The organism is Bradyrhizobium betae, assembly GCF_008932115.1.
GTDB lineage: Bacteria > Pseudomonadota > Alphaproteobacteria > Rhizobiales > Xanthobacteraceae > Bradyrhizobium > Bradyrhizobium betae.
Genome location: NZ_CP044543.1, coordinates 6,242,241 through 6,261,429, shown reverse-complemented (window position 1 = coordinate 6,261,429; position 19,189 = coordinate 6,242,241). Strand labels below are relative to the sequence as shown.

Annotated in this window: 21 protein-coding genes and 1 tRNA gene; 7 read left to right on the top strand and 15 right to left on the bottom strand. The window is 65.6% G+C overall.

Annotation, left to right across the window (positions count from 1 at the left end):
- Positions 1 to 92: 92 nt before the first annotated feature.
- Positions 93 to 1,088, top strand: a complete 996-nt coding sequence (gene tehA, locus F8237_RS30140) for a dicarboxylate transporter/tellurite-resistance protein TehA (RefSeq protein ID WP_151649768.1) — start codon at positions 93 to 95, stop codon at positions 1,086 to 1,088.
- A gap of 4 nt (positions 1,089 to 1,092) precedes the next feature.
- Here tehA and F8237_RS30135 read toward each other — a convergent pair whose 3' ends face one another.
- The 3 genes from F8237_RS30135 to F8237_RS30125 all read right to left on the bottom strand — a co-directional run bounded on the left by F8237_RS30135 (position 1,093) and on the right by F8237_RS30125 (position 4,109).
- Positions 1,093 to 1,842 (bottom strand): VWA domain-containing protein, encoded by a 750-nt coding sequence (locus F8237_RS30135; RefSeq protein WP_151649767.1) that lies wholly within the window; start codon positions 1,840 to 1,842, stop codon positions 1,093 to 1,095.
- 138 nt (positions 1,843 to 1,980) lie between these two features.
- A complete protein-coding gene (locus F8237_RS30130; RefSeq protein ID WP_151649766.1) occupies positions 1,981 to 2,841 on the bottom strand; it encodes an alpha/beta fold hydrolase in 861 nt (286 codons plus the stop codon).
- Between the two features lie 344 nt (positions 2,842 to 3,185).
- The gene (locus F8237_RS30125; protein WP_151649765.1) at positions 3,186 to 4,109 is read right to left on the bottom strand and encodes a division plane positioning ATPase MipZ; all 924 of its coding nucleotides are present in this window, start codon (positions 4,107 to 4,109) and stop codon (positions 3,186 to 3,188) included.
- 284 nt (positions 4,110 to 4,393) lie between these two features.
- Here F8237_RS30125 and panC point away from each other — a divergent pair, with 284 nt between their 5' ends.
- Positions 4,394 to 5,245, top strand: a complete 852-nt coding sequence (panC, locus tag F8237_RS30120; RefSeq protein ID WP_151649764.1) for a pantoate--beta-alanine ligase — start codon at positions 4,394 to 4,396, stop codon at positions 5,243 to 5,245.
- Between the two features lie 57 nt (positions 5,246 to 5,302).
- Here the strand turns inward: panC and F8237_RS30115 are convergent, their stop codons facing one another.
- From F8237_RS30115 to F8237_RS30100, 4 genes are all read right to left on the bottom strand, one after another.
- Positions 5,303 to 5,743 carry a DUF1489 family protein gene (locus F8237_RS30115; RefSeq protein WP_151649763.1) on the bottom strand — a complete coding sequence of 147 codons (441 nt, stop codon included), beginning with the start codon at positions 5,741 to 5,743 and terminating at the stop codon, positions 5,303 to 5,305.
- A 42-nt stretch (positions 5,744 to 5,785) separates the two neighbouring features.
- Positions 5,786 to 6,766 (bottom strand): hypothetical protein, encoded by a 981-nt coding sequence (locus F8237_RS30110; RefSeq protein ID WP_151649762.1) that lies wholly within the window; start codon positions 6,764 to 6,766, stop codon positions 5,786 to 5,788.
- Between the two features lie 155 nt (positions 6,767 to 6,921).
- A complete protein-coding gene (locus F8237_RS30105) occupies positions 6,922 to 7,113 on the bottom strand; it encodes a hypothetical protein (protein ID WP_014494643.1) in 192 nt (63 codons plus the stop codon).
- A 286-nt stretch (positions 7,114 to 7,399) separates the two neighbouring features.
- A complete protein-coding gene (locus tag F8237_RS30100) occupies positions 7,400 to 8,062 on the bottom strand; it encodes a glutathione S-transferase family protein (RefSeq protein WP_151649761.1) in 663 nt (220 codons plus the stop codon).
- Positions 8,063 to 8,184: 122 nt separating this feature from the next.
- Between F8237_RS30100 and F8237_RS30095 the strand changes: the two genes are divergently transcribed.
- On the top strand, positions 8,185 to 8,910 hold the full coding sequence (locus F8237_RS30095; RefSeq protein ID WP_151649760.1) for a DUF599 domain-containing protein: 726 nt from the start codon (positions 8,185 to 8,187) through the stop codon (positions 8,908 to 8,910).
- A gap of 6 nt (positions 8,911 to 8,916) precedes the next feature.
- Here F8237_RS30095 and F8237_RS30090 read toward each other — a convergent pair whose 3' ends face one another.
- The 4 genes from F8237_RS30090 to mgtE all read right to left on the bottom strand — a co-directional run bounded on the left by F8237_RS30090 (position 8,917) and on the right by mgtE (position 12,856).
- On the bottom strand, positions 8,917 to 9,891 hold the full coding sequence (locus tag F8237_RS30090; RefSeq protein ID WP_151649759.1) for a hypothetical protein: 975 nt from the start codon (positions 9,889 to 9,891) through the stop codon (positions 8,917 to 8,919).
- A gap of 49 nt (positions 9,892 to 9,940) precedes the next feature.
- Complete coding sequence (locus F8237_RS30085) at positions 9,941 to 10,759, bottom strand: aldo/keto reductase (RefSeq protein WP_151649758.1); 819 nt, start codon at positions 10,757 to 10,759, stop codon at positions 9,941 to 9,943.
- Positions 10,760 to 10,907: 148 nt separating this feature from the next.
- The gene (locus tag F8237_RS30080; RefSeq protein WP_151649757.1) at positions 10,908 to 11,210 is read right to left on the bottom strand and encodes a helix-turn-helix domain-containing protein; all 303 of its coding nucleotides are present in this window, start codon (positions 11,208 to 11,210) and stop codon (positions 10,908 to 10,910) included.
- A gap of 224 nt (positions 11,211 to 11,434) precedes the next feature.
- Complete coding sequence (gene mgtE / locus F8237_RS30075) at positions 11,435 to 12,856, bottom strand: magnesium transporter (RefSeq protein WP_151649756.1); 1,422 nt, start codon at positions 12,854 to 12,856, stop codon at positions 11,435 to 11,437.
- Between the two features lie 83 nt (positions 12,857 to 12,939).
- Between mgtE and F8237_RS30070 the strand changes: the two genes are divergently transcribed.
- The gene (locus F8237_RS30070) at positions 12,940 to 13,746 is read left to right on the top strand and encodes a polysaccharide deacetylase family protein (RefSeq protein WP_151649755.1); all 807 of its coding nucleotides are present in this window, start codon (positions 12,940 to 12,942) and stop codon (positions 13,744 to 13,746) included.
- A gap of 162 nt (positions 13,747 to 13,908) precedes the next feature.
- Positions 13,909 to 15,210: a polysaccharide deacetylase family protein gene (locus F8237_RS30065; RefSeq protein WP_151649754.1), complete on the top strand. Its 1,302-nt coding sequence runs from the start codon at positions 13,909 to 13,911 to the stop codon at positions 15,208 to 15,210.
- A gap of 3 nt (positions 15,211 to 15,213) precedes the next feature.
- Here F8237_RS30065 and F8237_RS30060 read toward each other — a convergent pair whose 3' ends face one another.
- Positions 15,214 to 15,588, bottom strand: a complete 375-nt coding sequence (locus tag F8237_RS30060) for a hypothetical protein (RefSeq protein WP_151649753.1) — start codon at positions 15,586 to 15,588, stop codon at positions 15,214 to 15,216.
- Between the two features lie 288 nt (positions 15,589 to 15,876).
- Between F8237_RS30060 and F8237_RS36150 the strand changes: the two genes are divergently transcribed.
- Positions 15,877 to 16,134 carry a hypothetical protein gene (locus F8237_RS36150; protein ID WP_244626013.1) on the top strand — a complete coding sequence of 86 codons (258 nt, stop codon included), beginning with the start codon at positions 15,877 to 15,879 and terminating at the stop codon, positions 16,132 to 16,134.
- A gap of 32 nt (positions 16,135 to 16,166) precedes the next feature.
- Here the strand turns inward: F8237_RS36150 and F8237_RS30050 are convergent, their stop codons facing one another.
- Positions 16,167 to 17,396: an ABC transporter substrate-binding protein gene (locus tag F8237_RS30050; RefSeq protein ID WP_151649752.1), complete on the bottom strand. Its 1,230-nt coding sequence runs from the start codon at positions 17,394 to 17,396 to the stop codon at positions 16,167 to 16,169.
- Positions 17,278 to 17,841, bottom strand: a complete 564-nt coding sequence (locus F8237_RS30045) for a DJ-1/PfpI family protein (protein ID WP_244626012.1) — start codon at positions 17,839 to 17,841, stop codon at positions 17,278 to 17,280. Before F8237_RS30045 ends, F8237_RS30050 begins: the two co-directional genes overlap by 119 nt.
- Positions 17,842 to 17,918: 77 nt before the next feature.
- Here F8237_RS30045 and F8237_RS30040 point away from each other — a divergent pair, with 77 nt between their 5' ends.
- The gene (locus F8237_RS30040; protein WP_151649751.1) at positions 17,919 to 18,857 is read left to right on the top strand and encodes a GlxA family transcriptional regulator; all 939 of its coding nucleotides are present in this window, start codon (positions 17,919 to 17,921) and stop codon (positions 18,855 to 18,857) included.
- Positions 18,858 to 19,025: 168 nt separating this feature from the next.
- Here F8237_RS30040 and F8237_RS30035 read toward each other — a convergent pair.
- Positions 19,026 to 19,110 (bottom strand) — tRNA-Leu (locus tag F8237_RS30035).
- Positions 19,111 to 19,189: the final 79 nt, after the last annotated feature.

The following is a 19,189-nucleotide window of genomic DNA, read 5'->3' as shown; positions in this document are numbered from 1 at the left end:
CACCGCTGGATGGTGACAGCATGAGTTGGTTTGCCCGATAGTCCGGCGCGTCGGCAATCACACGCTTGTCCAGGTGGATATCAGGGAAGACGATGAGCCAGAGATTCAAGCCGCCAATCGTGCCGGCCGCCTTCTTCGGCATCGTGCTCGGGTTCGCTGGCCTCGGCAATGCATGGCGCGCCGCGCACCAGGTCTGGCACTTGCCGGCGATCGTCGGCGAGATCCTGCTCGCCCTCGCCTTCATCGTCTGGGCGCTCCTGCTCGTTCTCTTCATCCTGCGCTGGATCCTCGCGCGCGCCGAGTCGCTCGGCGAAGCCCATCACCCGATACAGTGCTGCTTCATTGGCCTCGCCGGCGTCTCCACCATGCTGATCGCGATCGCCGCGGAACCCTATTCGCGGCCTTCCGCCGTCATCCTGTTCGGCCTTGGCGCAACGTTCACGCTCGGCTTCGCCCTGTGGCGAACCGGCCTGTTGTGGCGGGGCAACCGTGACCACACCTCGACGACGCCGGTCCTCTACCTGCCGACCGTTGCCGGTGGCTTCGTCACCGCCGCGGCCTCTTCCGTGCTCGGTTATCCCGATTGGGGACAGCTCGCCTTCGGTGTCGCGCTGTTCTCCTGGCTCGCGATTGAATCCGTGCTGCTGCACCGGCTCTACACGGCCGCGACGCTTCCGGTCGCGCTGCGGCCGACGCTCGGCATCCAGCTCGCACCGCCCGCAGTCGGCGCGGTCGCCTATCTCGCCATCAATGGCGGCGTGCCCGACATGGTCGCGCATGTCCTGGTCGGCTACGGTCTGATGATGGCGCTCCTGCTGCTTCGACTGCTGCCATGGATCATGGAGCAGCCGTTCTCCGTGTCGTATTGGGGCTTCACCTTCGGTGCCACCGCGCTTGCGATCGCGCCGATCCGCATGGCCGGACACGGCGACACCGGAGCGATCGCGCTGCTTGCGCCGTATCTGTTCGGAGCCGCCAACATCGTGGTCGGATTGATCGCGCTCGGCACTCTGCGCCTGATCCTGCAAGGACGGCTGTTACCACCGTCGGTCGCAGCACCACCTCCGACGCAAGCGACGCCAGCCTGACCAGTTACTTCATCTGGCCGATCAGCTTCGCCGCGCCGCTCGCGCTCTTCGCCAATTTCAGCAGCGCCTCGCGGCCGCCGGCGGCATAGGCCGCAGCAGCCCGCAACAGCTCGCGCAACTGCGCCGCGGCACCTGGATCGAACCGGCACCAGGCCCCGCCGGTCAGCCGAGCGATCTCGCGAAACGCCTGCTCGGCCGCGGCGTCGTGGCCCTCCTGAAACAGGAATACGGGCACCTTGAGCATGCCGAGCTCGCCGGCCTTGGCGCAGAGATCGTCGACCTTCTCCTCCATGGCGTCGCCGACGAACACCACGGCCCGCACGCCGGAGGCGACCGCCTCGCGCCGCGCCTCGCTCAGCACCTTGCCGATCTGGGTGTCACCGCCGCGGCAATCGATCTTGCTCATCAGCGTCGCGAGCCTGGCGCTGTCGGAGATCCAGCCCGAGGCGCGGCACTCGTTGAGGCCGCGATAATAGACCAGGCGGATGTCGAGACTGCCGAGCGCGGCCGTCTCGCGGAACATGTCGGCCTGGAGTGCGCAGGCCATGTCCCAGGTCGGCTGCCGGCTCATCGTCGCATCGAGCGCGAAGATCAACCGCCCCCTGGCGCCGGGCGCATGCGGCGACAGCGCCTGCGCCTTGGCGACGAAGGCGGCGATATCCTCCGCGGTCGAGGTCCTGGCCTGCGGCAGCGCGCCCTCTTGCTGCGCCGAGACGGCACCGCGGCCGCGCGGTTTGATGGGTTCGCCCGACATTCCTGCTTTGACCTTCCGTGAGCGGCTAATGTGGTCAGCGCACACGGCCCGGTCAATGTGCAAAGCCTCCGCAGGCGGTGGCCGGCGGAGGCTCTGAAGGTCGGGAATCGCTGCGAGTTGCCGCTAGCTGAGTTGTAGCTAGCTCTTGGCTGGTGCCATCAAGGCGACCGGACCGGGCTCGAGGATATTGGGAGGCGACGAGCGCGTGTCGACAGGGCCCACCTCGCTGTCGGTGTCGCTCAGGAATTTATCGAGCATGCCCTGGATCGAGTTCTTGGCGGCATCCGGACCGGTGTCACGCATGTCGTTGTGCTGGAATTCGGTCTTCACGACCTGGATTCCGGCCTTTTCGCATTCCTCGTCGGTCGGGATCACGCCCGCATCGACCTTGAACTGCGGATCCGACGAACGGAACGACAGGATCTTGAACTTGCCCGCGGTGACGAAGGGCACGCGCAGATTGTCGAGCGTGACGACCTTCTTGACCTCATCCGGGTACTGCTTGGCGAAATACATCGTGATGTCGCCGCCCATGGAATGGCCGACCATCGTCACCTTTTCATAGTCGGCGTTGGGCTGAACCTTCTTCATCTCCTGCATGGCGAGATGGATGTTGGCGACGCCGCGAAGGATCTGCGGCAAACGGCCGACATAGAGCTCGCCCGGCTTGGTCACCATCGGAGGATCGGTCGGCAGATCGTGCTGCGGGCTGACGACGAGATAGCCGCGCGCCGCGAAAACGTTGGCGAGGAAACCGTATTCGGTGTTCTTGACGGTGTTGCCGTGATTGATCACGGCAACCGGCATCGTGATCATGCCGGCATTGGCCTGCATTTCCTTGTCGCGACGGATCGCGATATCGACAGGCACGGGACGGTTGTCGCGCGAGGCGTCGTAGAAGGTGATGGTCTCGTGCCTGATCGCCCACTTGCTCGCCGTGAAATAGGCGATGCCGCAGAGGGCACTGACCGAAACCAGAACGGCAATTCCACGCTTCATTTTCGTCCTCAGCCTCAGGCACTTCCGGCCTGAACCCCTGTTGAAAATCGTGTTCTTCCGGGGCTTTTCGGCCCCTGGTCGCCTATTCCCTAATATACGTCACGGCCGCGTGACAGGAAGGCCAAATATTGTGAACTGGCAGCCCTTTCATTGTGCGTCGCACACGTTTCTTGGGCATCCCGTTCTCATACGGCTACGTCGGGGTGCAGGTCACCATCGGACGCAACCAGTCTCGGGTCGGTTCAATTTCGCGGTAAACGTGAGATGAAAACGGCCGAGCGAAGCCGCAGTTCCCGCGGGAACCGGCTGTTTCGATCGACCTGAAGTAGCGGCATACCGCCGCGTCAGGCGCCGAGGATGTCGTGAACCTCGAGCGGCTTGTCGACCTGGCTGAACCATTCGGCGCGATTTGCCGCACGGCGGCGGCCACGCTCGTCGAGCGGCAGCTTGAGCTGGCGGAGCAGGCTCGTCACCTCCTCCCGCGCGGTGAGATGGCCGAGATTGGGCCGCATGCCCAGCGTGGCCTCGTCGATATCGTCCAGCGCGGTCAGGCCGCGCGGGAAGAACTCGCGATAGACGACGCGCTCGGCGAAACCGTCGACGTAGCGGAAGCCGAGCCGTAGCGACAAATCCTTCAGGCCGTCGGCGACCAGCTGCTTGTTGCGGGAGCCGAGCATCGACAGGCGGTTGCGCACCACGATCCAGTCGGTCGAGGAGCCGTCGAGCTGGCGGCGCTTGCGCCTGACATCCCGCACCATCTCGGCGTAGTGGCTCTCGCCCGTCACGGCATAGTTGGCGGGATCGACGGTGCCGAGCACGTCGAAATCGAGGAAGCTGTCGTTGATCGGCGTGACCAGCGTGTCGGCCATCGAGTGCGCCAGGCGCATCAGATAGCTGTCGGTGCCCGGCGTATCGATGACGATGAAGTCGAAGCTGGCTTCGACAGCCGAGACCGCTTCCATGAACTGGAGGAACTCGGAATTCTCGTTCTCGGCGACCTGCATGGTCTCGCCGAGCTTGATGCAGCGATGCGTGGGCAGCTCGAGGCCGAGGCCCGTGCGGCGCGCCCAGGCGGAACGATTGTTGATGTAGTGCGTGAAACTCTGCTGACGGCAGTCGAGATCGATGGTGGCGACGCGCTGGCCGGCTTTCAGAAGCGCGACCGCGATGTGCAGGGCGGTCGTCGACTTGCCGGAGCCGCCTTTCTCGTTGCCGAGCACGACCACATGCGCCGAGCCGGATTGGCCTTGGCTAGCCTGCACAAGCATGGCGATCCTCAACACCCCTATGGAATATCTTCGAGATGACCGCGTCGGCGGTCAAGTGAAATGCGTGACAGGACAAGCAATTCGCAGTGCGTCGTGTCCCATCATGAATCGCGCCGCGGTCTTTCGTCTGAGATCCAGCCCACAATGTCGCGACATCCGGCGCGGCTTCACAGGGAATGCTGTGCCGCATCCGGATGCATGGCGTCCACGACCGACGCTTGTTAAGGTTAGCCGCCGGGGCGCCGGGATGCGCCCGCTCCGATTCCCAACCAAGTCGAGTCCTGATGTCATCAAGCCCCTTGATCGCCCGCACGATCCCCACCCTGCGACGCGCCGTCGACAATCTTCGCAAGCGAAAGGCCACGATCGCGCTGATACCGACCATGGGGGCGCTCCATGACGGTCATGTGTCGCTGGTGCGCCTCGCCAGGCGGCGCGCCAGTCGCGTCGTGGTGTCGATCTTCGTCAACCCGACCCAGTTCGCTCCGACCGAGGATTTCGGCGCCTATCCGCGCACCTGGAAGTCCGATATCGCCAAGCTCGCGGCCGAGGATGTCGATGTCGTCTGGCACCCCGGGGTCGAGGCCATGTATCCGGAGGGCTTTGCGACCCGCATCGTGCCCGAGGGGCCGGCGCTGGCCAGCCTCGAGGACCGCTTCCGCCCGCATTTCTTCGGCGGCGTCGCGACCGTCGTCGGCAAGCTGTTCACGCAGTGCCGGCCGGACTTCGCGATCTTTGGCGAGAAGGATTTTCAGCAATTGCGGGTGGTGACGCAGATGGCGCGGGATCTCAACCTCGGCGTCAAGGTGATCGGCTCCCGCACGGTGCGCGAGCGCGATGGCCTCGCGATGTCCTCGCGCAACGTCTACCTCTCGCCGCAGGAGCGACAGACCGCGACCGTGCTCTACCGCACCATGAAGGACAGCGCGGGCCGCATCCGGGCCGGCGAAGCGATCGCGCCCGCGATGGCGCGCGGTGCCAGGACGATCGAGGCGGCCGGCTTTGCGCTCGACTATTTCGAGGCCCGCCACGCCGAGACGCTGGCCCCCGTCACCTCACGCAAGGACGGCCCCCTGCGCATCCTGGTTGCGGCCAAGCTCGGCACGACGCGCCTGATCGACAATATCGCGGTGTGAGTTATGTCTTGAGCATGATCTTTTCGGAAAACCGCTTCACACTTTTCCGGATCATGCTCAGAGCAATCCGAGATCGCGCAGTTCGCGCCGCATCGGCTCCGGCATCGCCGCGATCGAGCCCGCGGCGGACTTGCCGAGATCGGGCGGCACGGAATCGTCGGCGAGATAGCGCCAGCCCTGGAACGGCCGCATCGGCCGCGGCGACACGGAGATCACCTTCGGCTGCATCACGATCCGGCAGCGGCCGATGCCGTCCTTGTCGCGGAACGGCTCGATGCCGATGATCTTTTCGCGCGCGGCGACCTCGCCCTTGATCACCCAGTAGAGCGACCCGCCCGCGAGGATCTCGGCGTCGCGCTTGGGCACCATGCGGGTGATGTGGATGTGATGTTGCGGCAGACCCTTCTTCTTGGCGGTCTGCATCCGTTCGGCGATCCACCCCTTCAATTCCTTGACGGAGTCGCAGCCGACGGCAAGCTTGATCAGATGTAGTGGCATGCCCCAGCATTAGCGGGCCGGCCGCTTGTTTTCAAAGCCGATCTACTCGTTATCCGCAGCCGCGGGAGCCGAGGCCGGCGGCGGCGCGAGCGGAACCGGTGCGGCCGCAGGCGGACGCTTCGCAGCCGGCTGCTTCTTCGCGGCGGCGGCCGCGGGTGCAGCCGCCTGGGCCGAGGTCGCGGCGGGTGCGCGCTGAGCCGGCGCTGCGTTTGCGGCGGGCGCCGCCTGGCGCGTCGTCGCCGTGGGCGGCTCCGGGGTCATGATGCTGACCGGCGGCGTCGACGACGCGCTTGGGAACTCCGCATTGGTCGGCTTGCCCGTCGGCATCGTCGGCGGCAGCCCGGCGAGCGGCCCTGTCGCCGGCATCGCCGGCGCGGGCGCGTTCCAGGTCGGCGCATAGCGCGCGACCAGCGCGTCGTAGAGATGGGAATCCATGTTGGCGGCGACCTGCTGCTGATCGGTCAGCGAGCGGAAGGCCGGGCAATCGAACTGCGTGCAGCCATCGCGCGCGACCAGCACCTGCGCGACGAGGCCGTAGCGATCGTGCTCCAGCGACTTGCGCAGCACCTTCATCTCCAGAGTCAGGCTCTTCTCGGCGGTGGCGGCATCACCGAGCGCGGTCAGCCGGTCGATGCGGGAAGCGGTGTAGGCGACGGCCGCAGCCGCAGTGTCGGGCGCACCCAACAGCGCCTTCTCGCAGCCGACGGCCACGGCATCTCCGGCGAGATCGTCGAGGCAGGACAGCGCCGGCAGGCTCGCCGTCACCGTCGCCTGCACAGCACGCGCTTCGGCCGGAGCGGCCTGCCCCACCGGTCCGTAGACGCGCATGGTGGCAGGCACCGCGATGGCGATGGCGAGCAGCGCGATGACGGTCAGAGCGCCGTTGGCGACCGACTTGTCGGCGCGCAACAGCGTGATCAGCAGAACCAATCCGAAGAAGCCGGCAGCCGCCAGCGTCATCCACATCGGAAAGGCCGGCGAGCGCCAGATTTGGTCGAGCGACGTGGCCCATGCCCAGTTCATGCGCGATGTCCCCTCACGCGAGCAAAGAGCGAATGGTCAAAGCGAGCACCGCGAGTCAGTAGCTGCCCCCGAATGACTCTGTCGAGGCGAAGCGGGCCTTTTGACGGCGAGCAAGTCAATTCGTTCGCAACGTCAATGCGCGGCAGCGTGCCCCCTCAAGACTGCGCGAGCTGGCTTTCCTTGGCGACGCGCTCGAAGGCTTCCGTCGAGCTCTTGATGCGGTACTGGCAGTCGTCGCCGTCCGTCGGCAGCAGGCGAATGATCTCGTAAGAGCCACTCGCAGCCGGGCGCGCGACATTGCTGGCGGTGAACAATACGCGCGTTCCCACGGGAAATTTATGCTTCAACGCCCATCTCCATCACTCAAACAGCGCCGGCCGTGCCCAGGGTCCCACTGCGACGGACCGGCTGAAAACCCGGCCTGTCCTATAGCATGCGGCCAGCCGTTTTGGCCAGCAGTATACAGGCATGGCAAACGTCCCGATCCCGCAGTGATTTCAGGACGATAGTCAGCGAACCGGCAGCCGATGATACCGCTGGAACCCAACCCTTCCGGACGGTATTGGAGCACCAGCAACCTAGACTCACCTGCGTCCCGACACCGGGCGGTTCCCGGTCGGCTGGCATTTTGGCCTAGACGGTCTCGAACCTGTCGATGAGCAGCGTCTCGGCGAGCCCGTCTCGGGTCCACTCCTGGAACGCCGGCAGCGCCATCATCGTCTCCATATAGGCCCTGGCCTCCGGCCCGACGTCGATCGCGTAAGTACGGAAACGGTGCACGACCGGCGCGTACATCGCGTCCGCCGCGCCGAAAGCGCCGAACAGGAACGGTCCCCCGGCGCCATAGCGCGCCCGGCACTCGCGCCAGATCTCCTGCACGCGCGCGACGTTGGCGAGCGCATCGGCCGACAGCGTCACGGGCCGCACCGGGCGATGCAGGTTCATGCCGCACTCTTTGCGCAGGGCCATGAAGCCGGAATGCATTTCGGCGCACACCGAACGGGCATGCGCGCGCGCCGCGACATCGTCGGGCCACAACGTCTTGTCCGGATAACGCTCGGCGACGTATTCGATGATGCTCAGCGAATCCCACACCGTAATGTCGCCATCGACCAGCACCGGCACCTTGCCGGCGCGGCTGAAGGAGAGGATCCGCTGCTTGTCCGCGGGGTTGTCGGTGTAGAGCGGAAGGACGGTCTCCTCGAACGGAATGTCGTTCGCGCGCAGCGCGAGCCAGGGCCGCAACGACCAGGACGAGTAGTTCTTGTTGCCGATCGCAAGCTTGAGCGTTGCCATGTCACCGGTCCTTCCCGAGTCCGTTTGTGCGGCTGCTTTTAGCGCCAACGCCTGCCGCCAATCAATCGTTGCCGCGACCAGCCATGCGTGGCAATCGTTGCGATGGTTGCGAGGAGAGCGACATGAGCAGGCATTGGGTCGACATCACCGCGGTCGGCTTCTTCATCGTCGAATGGCTGGTCTATGCCCTGACGCTGGAGCATTCGGCCTATGGCCGCGACAGCCTGTCGGCGCGGATGAACCGCTATCGCGAGGTCTGGGTCCGCCGTCTGCTCGACCGCGACACCCGCATGGTCGACATGCAGATCATGGCCTCGCTCCAGAACGGCACCGCCTTCTTCGCCTCCACCAGCCTGTTCGCGCTCGGCGGCGCGCTGGCGCTGCTGCACGCCACCAACGACGCCATCACCATCCTGAGCAAGCTGCCGATCGACCTCAGCACCTCGCCGGCGATGTGGGAGCTGAAATGCGTCGGCCTCGTGCTGATCTGCGTCTACGCCTTCTTCAAGTTCGCCTGGGCCTATCGCCTGTTCAACTATGTCGCGATCCTGTTCGGCGGCATGCCGCCGGCTGCCCAGCGTGACACGCCGGAGGCCGAAGCCCACGTCATCCGCACCACGCGCGTGTTCGAATCCGCCGGCCGCCACTTCAACCGCGGCCAGCGCGCGTTCTTTTTCGCGCTCGGCTATCTCGGCTGGTTCGTCAGCCCCTGGGTACTGTTCGTGACCACGGCTGCGGTGGTGGTCGTGACCTGGCGACGGCAGTTCGCCTCAAGCGCGTGGCAGGCGATGGCGCCGGTAGTGACAGCGGATGGCGAAGCGATGCGGAAGCGCGGTGCTGCTCAATGACGCCAGCTACCCGCCGAAATCCCGCGGGCTGAACGGCAGGTCCATCACTTTCCATTCCTGATACAGGTTGGCGGGCAGCATCTTGTAGGGCTGGCAGGATTCGAGCGCCCTGATCGCGGACTTCACGATGGCGACGCCCTTCGCGGACGGCGGGGCCTGGATCAGGATCGGCGGGCGCGCCAGCGTGCCGTCGGTGGCGAACACCGCACGCAGCTTGATATTGACGTTGTCGGTCGGCGAGACGCCCGCCGGGAGCTTGGCACAGCTTCTCAGGCGGCGACGAAGCTCGGCGATGATTTCAGGCGGCAGCTTGGCGGCGATCGACTCCTTTCCGTCGCCGCCGTCGTCCTTGGGAGCGTCTTTCGGCTCGGGCGGCAGTTCCGGCGGCAGACCCAGCATGACGCCATACTTGACGGTGACGTCAGGCTCCGGCGCCTGATAGGCCGGCGGCGGCGCGGCCTGTGGCTGCGACATTGCGGCGGGCGACGGCTGCTGCATCGCCTGCGGCATCGGCTGTTGCGGCGGCAATTGCGATGGCTGCGGCTGTGGCGGCGAAGGCTGCGGTTGTTGAGGCTGCGGCTGCGCGGTGGCTTCACGCTGCTGCGGTGACGGCTGCGGCTGTTTCTGCTGCGACGGTTCAGGCGATGCCTGCTGCTTCGAAGACGACGCCGCGGCCTGCTGCTTGGCCGAAGGCTTTGGCGCCGTGGCCGCCTTGTCCTTGTCGGTGAAATCCAGCTTCGGCAGCTTCAGGTCGAGGGGCGGCTCCGGCGGCTTTTCCTTCACCTTCTCCTCGGCCTTTTCTTCCGCCTTGGCCTCCTCCTGCTTGACCTGCTCCGGCGTGACGATGTCGACCGACACGGTCTCGGGCGGCGCGGCGTGAAACGGATGCACCTCGCTGATCACGATGATCAGCCCGACGAGCGTCAAATGCGCGATCGCTGACGCTGCAATGTCCGTTCGTATGATCTTCCGCAGTTCCATCGCCCGATCTTGGGTTGCCGCCGCGGTCCTACCATACCCCGGCCGCCCCTCAATCCCATTTTGGCGCGAAACCATAATCGGTGAGACGGCCCTTCGGACTGGCCAGCGCGGCGATCCGGGTCATCTCGTCGTCCGAGAGCTCGAAATCGAAGATCTCGATGTTTTCCGACAGGCGTTCGACGCGCGAGGTGCGCGGGATCGCGGCGACATTCTGTTGCACCAGCCAGCGCAGGCAGATCTGTGCCGGTGTCTTGTGGTGGGCACGGCCGATCTCGCCAAGCGTCTGGTCGGACTTGATGCGACCCCGGGCGATCGGGCTGTAGGCGACCAGCGCGAGACCGTGCTGGTCGCAGGCCGCCTTCACCTTCGCCTGGTCGAGATAGGGATGGTATTCGACCTGGTTGCAGACCAGCGGCTCCGGGCACAGCGCCACCGCCTCTTCGATGAGCGCCACCGTGAAGTTGGAGACGCCGATGTGGTGCGTCAGGCCCATGCGCTTGGCATGCGCCAGCGCGCCAAGCGTCTCCGCCAGCGGCACGTGCGAATTGGGCCAGTGCAGCAGCAGCAGGTCGACCGACGGAAGCCGCAGCCGGACGAGGCTCTCCTTGACCGAGCGCTCGAGATCGTGCGGCGTGAAATGGCTGGTCCAGACTTTGGTCGTGAGGAAGATGTCGTCGCGGCGCACGCCGGAGGCGCGCAGGCCGTCGCCGACCTCACGCTCATTCTCGTAGACCTGCGCGGTGTCGATGTGGCGATAGCCAAGCCGCAACGCCTGCTCGACCACGCGTCCGCAGGGGCGACCGGTCAGCTCCCAGGTCCCGAGCCCGATCGCCGGTATTTTTGCGCCATTGGCCTCGACGAACAGCATGAGGAATCCTCTCTGTTGTGGTCGTCCCAAGCATCATCCAGGCGTCATTATGGACCCGGCCCGTGACACTGCCAACGGACGCCGCAGCGGTCAGCCCGGATATTCAGCGCGCAATGCTAACGGGGGGTGTGCGTCAAGAGCCTTGGCGTCAGGCTTTGGCGAGCGCCTGGAACACGGTCTCCGGCGCATGCGCGATCACCGCGAGCAGCGCGCGGGCGGGTCCCCGCGGAGCGCGCTTGCCCTGCTCCCAGTTGCGGATGGTCTCGACCGGAACGCCGAGTTTTGCCGCGAACTCCATCTGGGTGAGGCAGGCACGGCGGCGCAGATCGCGCACCGCGAGCGGGCTGGCATCGGCCGGCGCTGCGGTGGCCGCAGGCTGGATTGGAAACTCCTGCCCATCCCGCAGCTCGACAACCCGTCCGTCAGCCTTCAGCCGCACACGCATGCTCATTCCCCCAAGCGCGGACGATGATGCGGCAGGTCGCTTAAGTTCGGATTAAAGATGATGGCGGCCGTGCCCCGGACGCGGCGCAGCGCTTCTTCAGCGGTGCGCTGCAGAGCCGGGGCCCACGTCGCCGCAGTACCGTGCCGCTTTCTGGGTCCCGGTCCTGCGCAGCAACGCCAAGAGCGTTGCAGCGCGCCCGGGACACGAGGAGAGCGTTCCGCTCCCGCCCCTTACCTCAACCCGAACCACAACGTGGCGATGCCGAGGAAGGAGAAGAAGCCGACCACGTCGGTCACCGTGGTGACGAAGGTGCCGGAGGCCACCGCCGGGTCGGCCCTGACGCGTTCGAGCGCCATCGGAATCAAGATGCCGCCGAGCGCGCCGGCGACGAGGTTGACGATGATCGCAAGCCCGATGACGATGCCGAGGCCCGCGATCTTGAACCAGGCCACCGCCGCGATGCCGGTGATCACGGCGAAGGCCAGTCCGTTGACGAGGCCGACCATGCCTTCGCGCATCACCACGCGCCAGGCGTTGGAGGAGCCGAGCTCGCGGGTCGCCAGCGCCCGCACCGCGACCGTCATGGTCTGGGTCGCGGCATTGCCGCCCTGGCTCGCCACGATCGGCGCCAGCACGGCGAGTGCGACCATCTTCTCGAGCTGGCCCTCGAACAGGCCGAGCACGGAGGATGCCAGGAACGCGGTGGCGAGATTGACCAGCAGCCAGTTGAACCGCGCGCGGGCGATGGTGAAAACGGTGTCGGAAAGCTCTTCGTCGCTGTTGACGCCGCCGAGCGCCTTGAGGTCCTCGTCCGCCTCTTCCTCGATCACGTCGACGACGTCGTCGACGGTGATGACGCCGACGAGCCGATCCTGGGTGTCGAGCACCGGCGCTGCGACGAGATTGTACTTGCCGAACATGCGCGCCACCTCCTCCTGGTCCTCCAGGACGGAGACGCGGCGGCGGTCCTCGTCGGTGAGCTCGGCGAGCGGCACCGGACGGCGGGCGCGGAGCAGGACGTCGAGCGAGACCGCGCCCTGCCAATGCCGATCCTTGTCGACGACATAGATCTCGTAGAAGCGATCGGGCAGATCCGGCGTGTCGCGCATGTAGTCGATCGCCTGCCCCACGGTGAAATCCTGGGGCACCGCGATGAACTCCGTCTGCATCCGGCGGCCGGCCGAATTCTCCGGATAAAGCAGGCTGCGCTCGAGCGCGACGCGCTCCTGCAGAGGCAACTTTTCGAGGATCTCCTCCTGCTCGTCCTCGTCGAGGGTTTCCAGCAGTTCGACGGCGTCGTCGGATTCGAGCTCGCGGACGCCCTCGGCCACCGTCTCCGGCGGCAGCTCGTCGAGGATCTCCTCGCGGACGGCCTCGTCGACTTCGTTCAGTGCCGAGAAGTCGAAGTCGGTGCCCGTGAGCTCGACCAGGCGGACACGGTCGTCGGGCGCAAGAGCGCCGATCAGATCGCCGAGATCGGCCTCGTGCAGTTCGGCGACGCAGGCGCGCAGCGAGGCGCTGTCGCCGGCCTCGATCGCACGGGCAATTTCCTCGACGAATTCGTGACGAATTTCGCCGTCTTCATTGCGCATCGGCACGTGGTCGAGTACCGAGGCCTCGGCGGATGAGGCACCGTCCATATGTTCATCCATGGCGCGCCTCGCCGTTTGACAGGTTGGAACGGGTGGTCTGAGCTGATGGTTCAGGCAATACCCACAAGGCAACAGCCAGCGCAATGACAAAGATGCTTCGACTGAGCTGGACCTCGATCGCGGCGGGCGCGGTCCTTTCGGCCGTCGCCGGCATCGCGTCGGCGGGGGCCGCGGACTGTCCGCGCAAGGACGCATTGGGAACCTCGCGGGTCCTGAGCGTCGATGCGAAGACCACGCCGCGCGTGGGCTTGAAGAGCTTTCCACAGACGCTGGCGCTCGCCGATCACGAGGTCGTGCTGACCTTCGACGACGGCCCGCATCCGCCGACGACGTCGAAGGTGCTGGCGGCGCTGGCGCAGGAATGCGTGCGCGCGACCTTCTTCCTGATCGGCCTGCACGCCTCCGAGCACCCCGACATGGTCAAGCGCATCGCGCGCGAGGGCCACACCATCGGCCACCACACATTCTCGCATCCGTTCATGGCGCGGATCCCGTTCGACAAGGCGAAGAGCGAGATCGACCGCGGCATCGCGGCCGACGAGATGGCGCTGAAGGGCGTCTCGACGACGACGCCCTCGACGCCGTTCTTCCGCTTCCCCTATTTCGAGTCGACGCAGGCCGAGCTCGACCTGCTGCAATCGCGCGGCATCGTCGTGTTCGGCGCCGACCTCTGGGCCAGCGACTGGAACGAGATGACGCCGGAGCAGGAACTGAAGCTCGTCACCGAGCGCCTCGCCGCCGCCGGCAAGGGCATCATCCTCTTCCACGACCCCAAGGCGCGCACGGCGGCGATCATGCCCGCCTTCCTGCGATACCTCAGGGACAACGGCTTTCGCGTGGTTCACGTGGTCCCGGCCGGCGCATCGCAGAAGAACGCCGACGCACGTTGATGCCGGAATGTCACGCCGGCGCAAAATGGGGTGATTTGGGCCCTATTAACGATCTGTTCATGCTACGCCATGCAAACATGGACGGGATATTGCGCCTGAACCTTTCTTAGGCGTCTCCGACCACCTAATGGCGGCAATCGCGTACGAGGGCAGACGGGGTACATGATCGGAAGTAGCGTTGTTGTTCGGACGCGATCGTGGATCGTCCTCTGTCTCGGATTGCTGACCGTCGGCGCACCGGCGGCGCTTGCGGGGGAATGCCCCGGCCATCCGGACGCGCTCGGGACGTCCCGTACGCTCGTCGTCGATCCGCGCGAGCATCCGCGCATCGGCACGATGCAGTACCGCGAGACGCTGCCGCTGAAGGACCACGAGGTCGTGCTGACCTTCGACGACGGTCCGCTGCCGAAATATTCCAACCAGATCCTCAAGATGCTCGACGACGAGTGCATCAAGGCGACCTTCTTCATCATCGGCGGCCAGGCCAAGGCGAACCCGGAAGGCGTGCGCAAGCTGGTGGCGGCGGGCCACACCGTCGGCACCCACAGCATGAACCATCCGCTGACGTTCGACCGGATGCCGATCGAGAAGGCCGAAGCCGAGATCAACGGCGGCATCGAGTGGACGTCGGCCGCGATGACCGATCCGTCGAAGCAGCTCGCGCCGTTCTTCCGCATTCCCGGCCTGATGCGCGCCGATGGCGTCGAGAACCACCTGATCTCGCGCGGCATCCAGGTCTGGAGCGCCGACTTCCCGGCCGACGACTGGCGGCATGTGTCGTCCGACCGCGTGTACCAGCTTGCGATCCAGCGGCTGGAGGCCAAGGGCAAAGGCATCCTGCTGCTGCACGACATCCAGGCCCGCACGGTGGCGGCGCTGCCGAAGATCATCCGCGACCTCAAGGCGCGCGGCTATCGCATCGTGCATGTGGTGCCGGCGACCGCCGAGCTGCCGGCGACGCCGACCACACCGGTGGAATGGCTGCTGCATCCGCCGACCGAGACCGTGCCGATCGCGCGCTGGCCGGCCATACCGAATTTCGTGTTCACCCAGACCCCGACGCTTCCGGCGCCCAGCCTCGCCGATCTCAACGCACAGGCCGAGCACCAGCCGCTGCTGCCGCGCAAGACGATTGCGCAGGCGAATGTCGCGGCCACCCTGCCCGTGCCGGGCCGCGACCTGTTTGCGATCCCGGAAGGCTCGATCGAAGTGTTGCTGTCGACGACCTTGTCGCGGCGCGCCGCAACGCGGATGGCGATGGCGGCCGAGACGCCGCGTGCGGCCAAGGGCAAGGCCGGCAAGCTACACGGCTCCCGGAGCGCTCACGCTGCCCACGGCGCGCCAAAGCATGCCGCGCAGGCCGGGAGCACGGCTTCCAAGAGCGCGTCACCGAAGAGTGCCGCCCCCAAGAGCGCCGCGGCGCACCCGACCCGCGTGGCGAGCCTGAAGAAGCGCGCGCCGTAAGCTTTACTGCCGCATGATGTTGGCGACGCAGAGCAGTACGATCAGCGCCAGGAAGAACAGGTCCATATAGGACTTCAGCTCGCCGTCCCGCCGCAGCCGGGCGACGTCGGCCACCACCTGCTTGCGCGCGTTGGTTCCGCCCGAGCCGTCGTTGATCGGCCCCTGCAGACGCTTCGTCTCGGCCTCCAGCTTCTCGATCTTCTGGAAGAAGTAGAACGCGCGCAACGTCGAGGCCGCGCGCATGCCGGCATAGACCAGCACCAGGATCGCGATGATCGCCCGGTTCTGATACTTCTCCATGAAGTTGAGGCTGAAATAGACCATCGCCATGAATGCGAAGTTGGTCACGAAGCGGTAGACGAAGCTTAGAAAGACCATGCTGGCTCCAGCCTTGAACGGTATGACCGTCTGGCTTTTTGGAATTCAGGATCGGGGATTGCAGGCCGGGACAGCCGGCTTGCAGGTTGCGCGAGGCCCGTCTACGCCAACTTTGTTTCAACAAAGATACGATCGCCCGCGCAATTGGCGCCTTTTAGCCACGCACCGCCATAATGCAAGCCCGCCGGCCATGATCCTGGTCGCGACCGTATTCCACCGCCGCTGCGCAATGGAGATTTGGCGGGAGCTAAGGTACACTGGTCCAGCCGCCGGATGTGGGGTCTGCCGATGCCGAAAAAGGGAATCACGGGCCACGACGACTGGGTCTTGACCGAAGCCCTCGCGACCGCGCTGGTCGCGCTGGAGCAGCTCGACCCGAAGCACCAGCCGTGCGCGCATATGGACGACATCCGCAAGATGCTGGCGAGCGGCAAGGAGCCGGCAGCGGTGAGCCTGCACCTCGCCCAGGCCAAATGCCGCCTGTTTCCGGAGTCGGATCCGCTGGAGATCTACCGGGAATACGGGATCGGCGAGGAATATGGCTGAGCGGGCCCGCCTGGGTCACCGGATCCCCGGGGCTAGTTTGCCGACGTCTTGAGCAACGGGCATTCGCTCTGGCTCAGAGGGAGAAAGGCGTCATCGGCGGAAATCATCTCGACGACATTGTAGTAATCCCAGGGGGTCTTGAGGTCCTCGGGCTTCTTGACCTCGACCAGATAGAAATCGTGCACCAGCTTGTTGTCGGCGCGCAGCCGTGCGCCCCGCGCGTAGAAATCGTCCACCGGCATGGCGCGCATTTTCTCGAGCACCGCGTTGGTCTCGTCCGTCCCAGCCGCAGCGGTCGCCTTTAGATACTGCAGCACGGCGGAGTAGACGGCGGCCTGCGGCGCGGTCGGCATCGCCTTGTGGAGCTTGTAGAACCTCTGGCCGAACGCGCGAGTCTCCTCGTTGAGGCCCCAATACCAGGCCGTGACGGTCGTCAGCCCCTTCGCCGTTTCGACGCCCATGGCGTGCACGTCGGTCAGGAACATCAGCTCGGCGACCGGCTTCTGCGACCCCACGTTCATTCCGAACTCGTGCCATTGCTTCATCACGGTCACCAGCTGTTCACCGGCATTGGCAAAGGCGACGACCTTGGCCTTCGAGGCCTGGGCTTGCAGCAGGAACGAGCCGTAATCGGCGTTTCCGAGCGGATGAAAGACGGCACCAAGCGACTTTGCCTTTCCTTCCGCAAGAACACGCTGGGACACCTCCACCATGTTGCGTCCAAACGCGTAGTCGGCCGCGATGAAGAACCAGCTGTCGTAGCCTTGTGACACCAGCCTGCGAACCGATCCGGAGACGAGGTTGTAATTGTCGTGCAACCACATCAGGCCGGTGCGTGAACATTGCTTGCCGCCGATCTCGGTGGTGCCGACCGCCGAGTAGATGACGATCTTGTTCTTGTCCCGCGCGATCGACTGGATGGCGAGCGCCACCGCCGAATTGCCGACGTCGGCGACCATGTCGACGCCGTCAACGTCGAACCACCTGCGGACAAGTTGGGCCCCGATATCCGGCTTGTTCTGATGGTCAGCGAAGACGATCTCCACCTTGATGTCGGGGATTTCCCTCTGAAAATCCTCAACGGCCAACCTTGCGGCGACGACGGAGCCTGGGCCGGAATTGTCCGACAATGGACCGGACTGATCATTGACGATGCCGATCTTGATGACCCCGCCGGAGAAGTCGGCAGCCGCGCTCCGCTCGGCGAGCGCGACCGGAGCCCGCCGTGTCCGGCGAGCCGGCCGCGAACGGTGGGGCGGGATTGTATTCCATGCGGAGCTGAATCATCTCCGCTGCTGCACGGCCTCTCAACATCGAGACCAGGGTGAGCGCGAAGTCGATGCCGGCGGTGATGCCGCCGCCGGTGACCCGATTGCGGTCGATGCAGACCCTCTCGTGCGACACCGACGCCCCGAAGAACGGCAATGCGCCGGTGGCCGTCCAGTGCGTGGCCGCGCGATAGCCCTGCAACAGACCGGCTGCACCGAGCACGAGCGAGCCGGTGCAGACCGAGGTGACGTATTGGGCGACCTTCTCCTGCCTGCGCAGAAACGCCAGGACGTCCTCGTCGAGCATCAGCTCATCGGTCCCGTAGCCGCCCGGAACGCAGATCACGTCGAGCTGCGGGCAATCGGCGAAGGTGATCGTCGGCGTCAGCGTAATCACGGAATCGCTCGGCACGGGTTCGATGCGTTTCCAGATCAGCATCGCGCTTGACGGTTGCAGCGTGCCATGTTGGCCTAGGCTGCGGAAAAGGCGTAATTCCCTCATTTTTGGACGCGTCCATGATCGGCTTCCTGATCTTTCCCGAATTCCAGTTGCTGGACGCGGCCGGCCCGATCTCGGTGTTCGAGATCGCCAGACGTCACGCACCGGACGCGCCGCAAATCATCACGATCGCCGCCAAGGCAGGCGCGGTGCGCAGCTCGTCGGGCACCGAGATGCTGGCGCGCAACCTGCGCGCGGCCAGCGCCGTCACGACGCTCTTCGTGGCGGGCGGAGAAGGCGTCGAGGCCGCGGCGCGCTGCAAGACGACGATCGCGTTCATCCGCAGACTCGCCAGGCGTGGCGTGCGTATCGCCAGCGTTTGCAACGGGGCCTATCTGCTCGCCGAGGCGGGCCTGCTGGACGGCCGCTGCGCGACCACGCACTGGTGCTGCGCGCGCGACTTCACCGGACGCTACCCCAATGTCAGGCTCGAGCCGGACCAGATCTTCATACGGGATGATCGGGTGTGGACGTCGGCCGGCATCACCGCCGGAATCGATCTTGCGCTCGCCATGATCGCCGAGGACCACGGCGAGGAGATCTCACAGGCAACCGCCCGGCAATTGGTCCTCTATCATCGCCGCGGCGGCGGGCAATCGCAGTTCTCGACCTTGCTCGAGCTCAAGACGCCGAACGGCCGCTTCGGTGGCCTGTTGTCCTGGATGCGCGAGAATCTGGATGTGCAGCTCACGGTCGACGCACTTGCCGAGCGGGCGGGGTTGAGCTCGCGGCATTTCGTCCGTTCCTTCATCGCCGAAACCGGCTCCACGCCGTCCAAGGCGCTGGAGCGATTACGGGTCGAGGTCGCGCGCGAGCGGGTACAGTCGTCGGGCGAGGCGATCGAGCGCGTCGCGCAATCCACCGGCTTTCGGGATCCCGAGCGGATGCGCCGGGCCTTCATCCGCGCCTTCGGTCATCCGCCGCAGTCGCTGCGGCGGTCGGCGCGGAGTGCGTGACAGAGGACGAATCGAGAGAAACATCCGTGAGCCGGGGGAGATGGCGGCCTCGATCGGGCCTGGGCTCGCCGACCTCGTGCAGCGCACACCGCCAGATCGGAGACAAGGCAACGCCGGTCCCGGGCAAAAGTTGGAAAACTGAGGGATATCAATGCCAATATTGGCTTTTGGTGCGCTCGGAGGGACTCGAACCCCCACGATTTTACTCACTGCCACCTCAAGGCAGCGCGTCTACCAATTCCGCCACGAGCGCTTTGGGGATGCCGGCTTAAGGCTTGAGGCCTGCCGGATCAACGGCGCCGATCTAACAAATCCATCAGAGGGGTACAAGC